This is a genomic window from Stenotrophomonas sp. YJH_SMC_127 (assembly GCF_059372445.1).
In genome coordinates, this window is record NZ_JCAFVO010000006.1 from 200,462 (window position 1) to 210,426 (window position 9,965).

Annotated in this window: 9 protein-coding genes; all 9 read left to right on the forward strand. The window is 69.4% G+C overall.

The window, feature by feature from the left end; all coding sequences use genetic code 11:
• Nucleotides 1-81: 81 nt before the first annotated feature.
• The 9 genes from baeS (at nt 82) to AC5QAB_RS15630 (ending at nt 9,683) form a co-directional block, all read left to right on the forward strand.
• Nucleotides 82-1,473 carry a sensor histidine kinase efflux regulator BaeS gene (gene baeS / locus AC5QAB_RS15590; protein WP_478443994.1) on the forward strand — a complete coding sequence of 464 codons (1,392 nt, stop codon included), beginning with the start codon at nt 82-84 and terminating at the stop codon, nt 1,471-1,473.
• Nucleotides 1,470-2,159 carry a response regulator gene (locus tag AC5QAB_RS15595; protein WP_014648775.1) on the forward strand — a complete coding sequence of 230 codons (690 nt, stop codon included), beginning with the start codon at nt 1,470-1,472 and terminating at the stop codon, nt 2,157-2,159. The genes baeS and AC5QAB_RS15595 overlap by 4 nt, the downstream gene beginning before the upstream one ends.
• Before the next feature lie 126 nt (nt 2,160-2,285).
• A complete protein-coding gene (locus AC5QAB_RS15600; protein ID WP_014038860.1) occupies nt 2,286-2,816 on the forward strand; it encodes a gamma carbonic anhydrase family protein in 531 nt (176 codons plus the stop codon).
• 123 nt (nt 2,817-2,939) lie between these two features.
• Nucleotides 2,940-3,629, forward strand: a complete 690-nt coding sequence (locus AC5QAB_RS15605) for an RDD family protein (protein WP_049404933.1) — start codon at nt 2,940-2,942, stop codon at nt 3,627-3,629.
• The gene (locus AC5QAB_RS15610; RefSeq protein WP_014648779.1) at nt 3,626-4,618 is read left to right on the forward strand and encodes a stage II sporulation protein M; all 993 of its coding nucleotides are present in this window, start codon (nt 3,626-3,628) and stop codon (nt 4,616-4,618) included. Before AC5QAB_RS15605 ends, AC5QAB_RS15610 begins: the two co-directional genes overlap by 4 nt.
• Complete coding sequence (locus AC5QAB_RS15615; RefSeq protein WP_075075643.1) at nt 4,608-6,224, forward strand: DUF4129 domain-containing protein; 1,617 nt, start codon at nt 4,608-4,610, stop codon at nt 6,222-6,224. Before AC5QAB_RS15610 ends, AC5QAB_RS15615 begins: the two co-directional genes overlap by 11 nt.
• A complete protein-coding gene (locus tag AC5QAB_RS15620; RefSeq protein ID WP_134809407.1) occupies nt 6,221-7,405 on the forward strand; it encodes a DUF4350 domain-containing protein in 1,185 nt (394 codons plus the stop codon). Before AC5QAB_RS15615 ends, AC5QAB_RS15620 begins: the two co-directional genes overlap by 4 nt.
• Complete coding sequence (locus tag AC5QAB_RS15625; RefSeq protein ID WP_014648782.1) at nt 7,402-8,388, forward strand: AAA family ATPase; 987 nt, start codon at nt 7,402-7,404, stop codon at nt 8,386-8,388. Before AC5QAB_RS15620 ends, AC5QAB_RS15625 begins: the two co-directional genes overlap by 4 nt.
• A complete protein-coding gene (locus AC5QAB_RS15630) occupies nt 8,385-9,683 on the forward strand; it encodes a DUF58 domain-containing protein (RefSeq protein WP_014648783.1) in 1,299 nt (432 codons plus the stop codon). Before AC5QAB_RS15625 ends, AC5QAB_RS15630 begins: the two co-directional genes overlap by 4 nt.
• Nucleotides 9,684-9,965: the final 282 nt, after the last annotated feature.

Below are 9,965 nucleotides of genomic sequence, written 5' to 3' on the forward strand. Positions count from 1 at the left end.
TGTGCAGAGAATATGGAGATTGTGCGACCGGCTCAGCGGGCGCTTGCTTTCGGCGCCGCATGCGCCGCTAATGGCCCGGCGATGGCGAAGATTCGATTCAAATTCGGCCTGACCGCGAAGACCTTCCTCGCGATCTTCACCGCCTGCCTGCTGGTGCTGGCAGTGAACGGCATTGCCAGCCGCGTGGCGTTCCAGACCGGCTTCCTGGACTACCTTAACGACCAGGGCGACCTGCGCATGCAGCGCGTGATGCCACACCTGCAGCGCGAGTACCGCACGCACGGCGGCTGGGAGCATCTGCGCGGCGACAGTGACCGCTGGGCGCGGCTGCTGCGCCCGGACCTGGGCCATGGGCACGAGGGGCCCGTGCCGCCGCTGTCCGACCAGACCGGCGTTCCCTCGCGGCTGGGCCTGTTCGATGCGCAGCATCGGTTCGTGGCCGGCAACCCGGACGCGATCAGCGACGACGAGCCGCATCCGGTGCAGCTGGACGGGCACACCGTCGGCTGGCTGGGCATGGTGCCGTTCCAGACCGTCATCGCCACCAACGACCTGAATTTCTACAACACCCAGATGCGCGCATGGTGGGTGATCGGCATCTCACTGCTGCTGGTGACCGTAGTGCTGGCCTGGCTGGTGTCGCGCGCGCTGCGCCAGCGCCTGGCCAAGCTGGCCGCCGCCACTCACCGGCTCGCCGCCGGCGACTACGCCACCCGCATCGAGCGCACCAGCGATGACGAGCTGGATGCACTGGTCAACGACTTCAACCGGATGGCGCAGGCGCTGGACGACACCGAGCGCAACCGCCGCGCCTTCATTGCCGACATCTCGCACGAACTGCGCACGCCGCTGGCGGTGGTGCGCGCCGAACTGGAGGCGATCGAGGACGGCATCCGCCCGCTGGACCGCGCCAACCTGGGTGCCCTGCAGGGCGAGATCCGCCAGCTGGGCAAGTTGATCGACGACCTGCACGACCTGTCGATGACCCAGTCCGGCGGTCTGGCCTACCGCTTCGCCCCGCTGGACCTGCTGGCGCTGCTGCGTAGCGAGCTCAATGGCATGCGCGTGCGCTTCTCCACGGCGGGGCTGGCACTGGAAGAAGCGCTGCCCGCCACACCGCTGCAGGTGTCCGGTGACGAGCGCCGCCTGCAGCAGGTGCTGGCCAACCTGCTGGAAAACGCATTGCGCTATACCCATGGCGGCGGCCGCGTGCGCGTGCAGGCTGCGCGCGTGCCCGCCGGCGTGCAGCTGATCGTGGAAGACACCGCGCCGGGCGTACCGGCCGACAAGTGCGCGCTGCTGTTCGAGCGCTTCTACCGGGTGGAGAGTTCGCGCAACCGCGCCAGCGGCGGCAGCGGGCTGGGCCTGGCCATCAGCCACAACATCATCCTCGCCCACCACGGTCATATCCACGCCGATCCCTCGCCGCTGGGCGGGCTGCGCGTGGTCGTCACACTGCCGGAGTCCGCATGAGCCTGTCCCCCGCCGCGTCCGCGAAGATCCTGATCGTCGAGGATGAGCCACGCTTGGCCTCGGTGCTGCGTGACTACCTGGCCGCCGCCGGCATGACCAGCGAATGGGTGGACGATGGCGGCCAGGTGATCGACGCATTCGCGCGCTACCAGCCCGACCTGGTGCTGCTGGACCTGATGCTGCCGCAACGCGATGGCGTGGACCTGTGCCGCGAACTGCGCGCCGGCAGCGACGTACCGGTGATCATGGTCACCGCGCGGGTGGAAGAGATCGACCGCCTGCTGGGCCTGGACATCGGTGCCGACGACTACATCTGCAAGCCGTTCAGTCCGCGCGAGGTGGTGGCGCGGGTGGTGGCAGTGCTGCGCCGTTACCGCCCGGACCCCGCTGCACGCGCCAACAGCGGGCTGCATATCGACGAACCGGCGGCACGCGCCACCTGGAACGGCAAGGGCCTGGACCTGACGCCGGTGGAATACCGCCTGCTGCGCACCCTGCTGGCCACGCCCGGCCGGATCTGGGCGCGCGATGAGCTGCTCGACCGCCTCTACCTGGACCACCGCGTGGTGGTCGACCGCACCGTCGACAGCCATGTGCGCAACCTGCGCCGCAAGCTGGCCGACGCCGGCATGGAAGGCGAACCGATCCGTTCGGTGTACGGCATGGGCTACAGCTACGAACCCTAGCCGGTAGTGCCGGCCGCTGGCCGGCAACCGCAGAATTCCAGGTGCGCCCATTGAAGTTGCCGGCCAGCGGCCGGCACTACCACGCAGGTATCATCGCGGTGAACGCCCTGATTTCCGGAGACACCGATGAACCCGCTGCGCCCCTTCCGCGACAAGATGCCCGTCCTCGGCGAGCGCGTGTACATCGATCCGGCCTGCACCCTCATCGGTGACGTGGAACTGGCCGAGGACGTATCAGTGTGGCCGGGTACGATCATCCGCGGCGACGTCAATTACGTCCGCATCGGTGCGCGCACCAATGTGCAGGACGGCACCATCATCCACGTCAGCCACCACAGCCCGTACAACAAGGCCGGCTACCCGACCCTGATCGGCGAAGGCGTGACCGTCGGCCATGGCTGCATCATCCACGCCTGCACCATCGGTGATTACAGCCTGATCGGCATGGGCGCCTGCATCCTCGATGGCGCCCGTGTGGAACGCCATGGCTTCGTCGGTGCCGGAGCGGTGGTCGGCCCGGGCAAGGTGGTCGGTGAAGGTGAACTCTGGGTGGGCAACCCGGCCCGCCCGGCGCGCACGCTGAGCGACAAGGAGATCGAGTCGCTGCACTATTCGGCCGACCACTACGTGCGGCTGAAGGACGAATACCTGGGCTGATCGGCCAACGCCGCCATGCGGCTCTGCTAAAGTCTGGGCCCGACCAGGACCTGTCGAGACCCCCATGCCTGTGGCTGCCTGCCGGAGAGGACTCCGCCGCCCACAACGAAGGCCATCGCGCTGATGGCCGCACCGATGCTCGATACCTACCGCGAGGTGGTGACGCCGGAGGGTGTGCCGCTGCAGTTGCCGGCGGCCGGCCCGGTGCCACGGGCGATGGCCTGGCTGATCGATCTGGGTGTGCGCATCGCGGTGCTGGTGCTGATGTCGATTCCGCTGGCACTGCTGGATTCGTTCGGCTCCGGGCTCGGCCTGGTGCTGATGTTCCTGGTCTACTGGGCCTACCCGATCGTCTGCGAAGCGCGGTGGGGCCGCACCCTGGGCAAGCGCGCACTGGGCCTGCGCGTGCTCGCGCGCGATGGCGCGCCGGTGGGCTGGATGGCCGCCATCACCCGCAACCTGCTGCGCACCGTGGACATGCTGCCGTTCGGCTATGCACTGGGCCTGATCAGCAGCCTGTTCGATTCCCACGGCCGCCGCCTCGGCGACCTGGTGGCCGGTACCGTGGTGGTGCATGCACCGGTGCTGTACCTGCCGCCTCCGCCCACCATCGACAGCGTGCTGGCCCCGCCGCAGCCGCTGCGACCGGAAGAACAGGCGGCGCTGATGGCCTTCGCCGAGCGCGCGCCGCGGCTGTCGGCGGCACGCCAGCAGGAACTGGCCGGCATTGCCGAGCCACTGACCGGCACCCACGGCCAGGTCGGCGTGCTGCGCCTGTATGCCATGGCCAACTGGCTGCTGGGGCGGCGATGAAGCAGGAACAGTTCGTCGCCCGCTACCAGCAGGAATGGCAGGACCTGGAACACTGGCTGCTGCTGCGCGCCGGTGCTTCGCGCCGCACGCGGCGCAAGGCCAGCGCGCTCGCGCTGGACGATACCGCCTTCCCGCAGCGCTACCGGCGCCTGTGCCAGCAGCTGGCGCTGGCCCGCGAGCGCGGCTACAGCCCGCAGCTGGTGCAGCGCCTGCAGCAGTTGATGCAGCAGGGCCACAGCGTGCTGTACCGCACGCCGCCGACGCGCTGGCGCGGTGCGCTGGAATTCCTGGTGGCCGACTTCCCGTTGCTGGTGCGCAGCCAGGCGCGCAGCATGTGGGTGGCGCTGGCGATGTTCGCGCTGCCGGCGCTGGCCTGCTTCGTGCTGGTGCAGGTCTATCCGGACCTGATCCACATGGTGATGGACAACCGCCAGATCGCCGAGATGGAGCGCATGTACGATCCGGCCGCCGAGCGCCTGGGACGCGACAGCGGCACCGACTGGATGATGTTCGGCCACTACATCCTCAACAACATCAGCATCGCCCTGCGTACCTTCGCCAGCGGCCTGCTGGCCGGCCTGGGCACGCTGCTGGTGCTGCTGTTCAACGGCGTGATCATCGGTTCGGTGGCGGGCCACCTGCAGCACATCGGCCATGGTGATCCGTTCTGGCGCTTCGTCGCAGGCCATGGTGCCTTCGAGCTGACCGCGATCGTGATCGCCGGCGGTGCCGGTCTGCAGCTGGGCATGAAACTGCTGGCACCCGGCCGGCGCAGCCGCCTGGATGCACTGGTCGAGGGAGGCCGCATCGGTGCGCGCCTGTGCCTGGGCGTGGCGTTCATGCTGCTGGTGGCCGCGTTCATCGAAGCCTTCTGGTCGTCGATTGCCGACGTGCCGGCGTGGGGCAAGTTCAGCGTGGCCGGCATGCTGTGGGCCGGCGTGCTGCTGTGGCTGTGGCGCGGCGGACGCGGAGGCGGCCATGCGCATTGACCACCTGGACGTGGTGCTGCGCGCGCGCAGCGGCTGGGAAGCAATGGAGCTGGGCAGTGCCCTGTCGCGCCGCCACGCACGCGCGGTATGGGGCAGCTGGCTGCTGGCCAGTGCGCCGCTGTTCGTGGTCTTCAACGCGCTGGGTTGGTGGCTGGATGCATTCGGCTGGGCGTGGCTGGCGATGTGGTGGTGCAAGCCGCTGTTCGAACGGGCGCCGCTGTACGTGCTGTCGCGTGGCATCTTCGGCGAGCCGGTCGGTACGCTGGCGGCCCTGCGCGCGCAACGCAGCTGGGGCAATGCAGGTTTCTGGGGCTACCTGGGCTGGCGCCGTTTCAGCGTGCTGCGCAGCCTGTGCCTGCCGGTGAACCTGCTGGAGGGCAATGCGCCGGCCCAGCGCGGTGCACGCCGCCGCGCTGTGGCCGCTGGTGCGGCGGGTGCCGCCGCCGTGCTGACCGTGGCCTGCATGGCGTTTGAAGCGGTGCTGGTGTCCGGTGCGATCGGCGCGGTGTTCATGTTCATGCCGCTGGAGCTGATGTCCGAATCATGGCGTGCCGCGTGGGACATGATCGGCCAGGACACACCCGCCTGGGCGCGGGCCGGCTTCAACCTGGCGTGCTGGCTGGCCTCGGTGCTGATCGGTCCGTTCTACGTCGGCGCCGGCTTCGGCCTGTACTTGAACCGGCGCACGCAGATGGAAGCGTGGGACGTGGAGATCGCCCTGCGCCGCCTGCGCGAGCGGCTGCTGCCGGCGGCATCCACGCTGGCCCTGCTGCTGTGCCTTGCCCTGCCGCTGGCCTACGCGCCAGTGCATGCGCAGGACGCGCAGACGGCCGCAGAACAGGCAGACGATGCCGGAGAGGACGAGGACAGCGCGGAGGAACCGGCCACTGCGGCGAACGATCCGGCCAATGCACCGGCCATGATCTTCGGTGCAGCGCCAGTGGACACCGCCGGCTTCCGCCAGGCGGTGAACCGCGCCTATGAAGATCCGCTGCAGCGCCCGACCCGCCAGGTCACGCGCTGGAAGCCGATCGAGCAGGCCGAGGAAAAAAAGAAGGAAGACAAGCAGCTGCAGCGTGACACCAACAGCAAGGGTGAACGCAAAACGCGCAAGGACGGCATCGCCTGGCTGGCACGCCTGGCCGAGTGGGGCCTGTGGGGCCTGCTGGGCGTCCTGCTGCTGGTGCTGCTGCTGACCGCACGGCTGTGGCTGCCGTGGCTGCGCGGCAGTGGCCGGCGCAAGGCCGAGGCCGCACCGGAGGTAGTGGAAGAACCGGTGGAACTGCCGGTCGTGCTGCCGCCGGACGTGGCCACCCAGGCCGGCCTGCTGTGGGACCAGGGGCGGCCGCGGCAGGCGCTGGCCCTGCTGTACCGCGCCAGCGTGCGCACGGTGGGCGAGCGCAGCGGCATCGCGCTTCCGCCCGGTGCTACCGAAGCGCAATGCCTGCGCGCGTCGCGGCGCATGCCCGATGCCACCGACCGTGACCTGTTCGCGCGCATCGTGCGCATGTGGCAGTACGCCGCCTACGGTGGCCGCCTGCCCAGCCGCGCCGATTTCGATGCATTGGCCGATACCCTGCGCCGGCAGTACAGGTGGCTGGCATGAGTCCGCGCCTGTTCTGGTCGCTGCTGCTGGGTGGGCTGGTACTGTTCGGCGTGCCGCTGACGATCCTTTACCTGCGCACGCACGAACGCGTGACCGAGACCGTGCAGCTGCCACCGCAGGGCGAAGCTGGCTACAACCCGCTGTACGTGCTGGGCCAGGCCCTGCGTGCCGATGGCATCGAGGTGCACTCGCGGCCGCGGCTGGACCTGCAGCAGATGGCGCTGGGCCCGCACGATACGGTGGTGCTGCTGCAGGACAGCAGCGAGCTGCCGGCGCCGGCGGCCAGGGCCCTGTTGGCCTGGGTTGATGGTGGTGGCCATCTGCTGGTGCGTACGCCGCCGCCCGCCGAGGACGACGCCAGCAGCACGCAGGGGCCCCTGCTGGACCAGCTGGGCGTGGACAGCCTGTATCAGCAAAGCGACTGCCAGCCATTCCACGTCATCGATGATCCCAGCCACGTCGAGTTCTGCGGCGGCCGTCGCTTCACGCTGGGCTTTGCCGCCAATGCGCGGGCCGAACGGCGCTGGGGCAACGAGCACAGCCTGGTGTTCGCACGCCTGCACCATGGCCAGGGCAAGGTGAGCGTGCTGGCCGACATGGAATTCATGCGCGGCGAGGTGGATTCGCCGGCGGCACGCCTGGCGTCGGCCGCGGGCAAGGCCAGTGATGGCCTGCACGATCTCTCGCACCGCGACCTGACCCGTTACCTGCTCGACCCGAATTACGGCAAGGGTGCGTTCTGGCTGGTCTATGCCAGCCGCCCGCCGTCACTGTGGGCGCGCCTGTTCTACCAGGGCTGGCCGCTGTGGGCGCCGCTGCTGCTGGCCCTGCTGGGCTGGTTGTGGGCCCGCTCGCAGCGCTTCGGCAGCCTGCTGCCGTCGCCGGTGCTGGAACGCCGCTCGCTGCTGGAGCACGTGCGTGCCAGTGGCGAGCTGCTGCTGCGCTTCGGCCACGGCACGCGCCTGTACGACGCCGTGTTCGCCCTGTTCCTGCATCGCCTGCGCCTGCGCGCACCGGTAGCCGCTGCACTGGACGGTGCGCCGCGCGATCAGGCCATCGCCGAGCTGCTGAAATGGCCGCAAGGCCGTGTTGCCAGCGCGCTCACGCCCCCGCCACCGCACGATTCCTCCGCCCTGCGCGAGCGCATCCGCTTGCTGCTCCAGATGAGATCCCTGCTATGACCGAAGTCCCCGAGCTGCCGGCGGCCGCCAACGCCCGCCTGATCGAACGCGTCGATGCCATCCGCACCGCCGTTGGACACGCCTTCATCGGCCAGGCCGATGTACTGGACCAGATCCTGGTGGCGCTGCTGGCCGGTGGCCACGTGCTGATCGAAGGCGTGCCCGGTCTGGGCAAGACCCTGCTGGTGCGTGCACTGGCACAGGCCCTGGAGCTGGACTACGGGCGCGTGCAGTTCACTCCCGACCTGATGCCCAGCGACGTCAGTGGCCACGCGGTGTACGACCCGAAGAGCGAGAGCTTCAAGATCCGTCGCGGCCCGGTGTTCACCAACCTGCTGCTGGCCGACGAGATCAACCGTGCCCCGGCCAAGACCCAGTCGGCCCTGCTGGAAGTGATGCAGGAAGGCCAGGTGACCATCGAAGGCAAGGCCTTCACCCTGGCGCCGCCGTTCATGGCGCTGGCCACGCAGAACCCGCTGGAACAGGAAGGCACCTACCCGTTGCCGGAAGCACAGCTGGACCGCTTCCTGCTGAAGGTGCTGATCGACTACCCGCAGCTGGAGGACGAGAAGCGCATGGTGACCGCGATCACCAGTGGCCGTGCCGCCAGCGATTTCGACCTGAGCCAGGTGCCGCGTGTATTGGGGGCCGGCGAGCTGCTGGAACTGCAGCGCGCGACCGCGGCGATCACCGTCGATGACGAAGTGATCGACTACGCGGTGCGGATTGTGGCGGCCACGAGGCAGTGGCCGGGCATCGCGGTCGGCGCTGGCCCCCGCGGCAGCATCGCGCTGGTGCGTGCCTCGCGCGCGCAGGCGGTGCTGGCCGGCCGTGACTTCGTCACGCCGGACGACGTGCGCGACATTGCGCGCCCGGCGCTGCGCCACCGCATTGCACTGGCCCCGGAGCTGCAGATCGAAGGCCAGGACGCCGACGACGTGCTGGGCGCGCTGCTGGCCAAGGTGGAAGCACCGCGCCGATGAGACCGGCCCCGCTGCTGCTGGCGCTGCTGCTGGCCTGGGCTGCCCTGGGCGGCCTGGTGCTGGGCGGGTGGCTGCCGCGCTGGAGCTGGGCGCTGGCAGCCGTCGTCATCGCGCTGCCCGCCTTGTGGGATCTGTGGCGGCAGTCGCGGCGTCCGTCGCCGCAGGTACAGCGCGAGCTGCCCGAAGCGCTGGCGCTGGGCGTGCGCCGCGAGGCGGCGCTGCGCCTGCAGGCCGAGCAATCGATGACGGTGCAGGTGTTCGACCTGGTGCCCGGCGGCTGGCCGCTGGAAGCGCTGCCGCAGCGCGTGCGCCTGCAGGCCGGTACGGCGTCCACCCTGCACTACCACCTGCAGCCGCTGCAGCGTGGGCACTTCCGCTTCGAGGGGGTGCACCTGCGCATGCGTTCGCCGTGGCGCCTGTGGTGGCAGCAACGCACGCTGCCGCCGGCGCTGGAGGTGCGGGTCTATCCGAACTTCGTGCCGCTCACCCGCTTCGCATTGTTCAGTGCCGACCAAGCCTCGCGGCTGGTTGGTGCGCACGTGAAGCGCCGCCGTGGCGAAGGCACCGATTTCCACCAGATGCGCGAGTACCGCATCGGCGACAGCCTGCGCCAGCTCGACTGGAAGGCCACCGCCCGTGCGCGCAAGCTGATCTCGCGCGAATACCAGGACGAGAAGAACCAGCAGCTGCTGCTGATGCTGGACAGTGGCCGGCGCATGCTGGCCAGCGAAGGCGGGCTCTCGCACTTCGACCATGCCTTGAACGCCTCGCTGGTGGTGGCTTACCTGGCGCTGCGCCAGGGCGACGCTGCCGGCCTGTACGCTGCCGGTGGCGAACGCCGCTGGGTGGCACCGCAGCGCGGCATGGGTACGGTCGAGCACCTGCTGCGCGCCAGCTACGACCTGCAGCCACGCGCGGTGGCCACCGATTACCTGGCCGCCGCCACCGAGGTGTCGCTGCGCCAGCGCCGGCGTGCGCTGGTGATGCTGGTCAGCAACGTGCGTGATGAGGACATCGAAGACCTGCTGGCGGCAGTGCGCCTGCTGCAGCGGCGCCACCTGGTGTGCGTGGCCAGCCTGCGCGAACGCGAGCTGGACGGCGCACTGGAGGGCGAGGTGCAGACACTGGAAGACGCCACCCAGGCCGGTGCCGCCGCGCTGTACCTGCAGCAACGCGCGAAGGCGCATGAGGCCCTGCGCAGCGAAAAGGTGATGGTGCTGGACGTGACCGCCGATGCCCTGCCCGGCGCGCTGGTGGAACGCTATCTGGCGGTGAAGCGCGAAGGGCTGCTCTGATACCCGCGATCGCTCTGGTAGGTGCCAACCTTGGTTGGCCCGAAACCCACAGCGCCGACCAAGGTCGGCATCTACCAAAACCGGTTGCCGGCCAGCGGCCGGCGCTACCCCCTGCAACAACCGCCGCATCGCCTTGGTAGGTGCCAACCTTGGTTGGCCCGAAACCCACAGCGCCGACCAAGGTCGGCATCTACCAAAACCGGTTGCCGGCCAGCGGCCGGCACTACCCCTGCAACAACCGATGCATCGCCCTGGTAGGTGCCAACCTTGGTTGGCACGAAA

Excerpts from the sequence above, each read along its gene's own strand:
- baeS (WP_478443994.1), top strand. The coding sequence starts at position 82 with ATGGCGAAGATTCGATTCAAATTCGGCCTGACCGCGAAGACCTTCCTC.
- AC5QAB_RS15595 (WP_014648775.1), top strand. The coding sequence starts at position 1,470 with ATGAGCCTGTCCCCCGCCGCGTCCGCGAAGATCCTGATCGTCGAGGAT.
- AC5QAB_RS15600 (WP_014038860.1), top strand. The coding sequence starts at position 2,286 with ATGAACCCGCTGCGCCCCTTCCGCGACAAGATGCCCGTCCTCGGCGAG.
- AC5QAB_RS15605 (WP_049404933.1), top strand. The coding sequence starts at position 2,940 with ATGGCCGCACCGATGCTCGATACCTACCGCGAGGTGGTGACGCCGGAG.
- AC5QAB_RS15610 (WP_014648779.1), top strand. The coding sequence starts at position 3,626 with ATGAAGCAGGAACAGTTCGTCGCCCGCTACCAGCAGGAATGGCAGGAC.
- AC5QAB_RS15615 (WP_075075643.1), top strand. The coding sequence starts at position 4,608 with ATGCGCATTGACCACCTGGACGTGGTGCTGCGCGCGCGCAGCGGCTGG.
- AC5QAB_RS15620 (WP_134809407.1), top strand. The coding sequence starts at position 6,221 with ATGAGTCCGCGCCTGTTCTGGTCGCTGCTGCTGGGTGGGCTGGTACTG.
- AC5QAB_RS15625 (WP_014648782.1), top strand. The coding sequence starts at position 7,402 with ATGACCGAAGTCCCCGAGCTGCCGGCGGCCGCCAACGCCCGCCTGATC.
- AC5QAB_RS15630 (WP_014648783.1), top strand. The coding sequence starts at position 8,385 with ATGAGACCGGCCCCGCTGCTGCTGGCGCTGCTGCTGGCCTGGGCTGCC.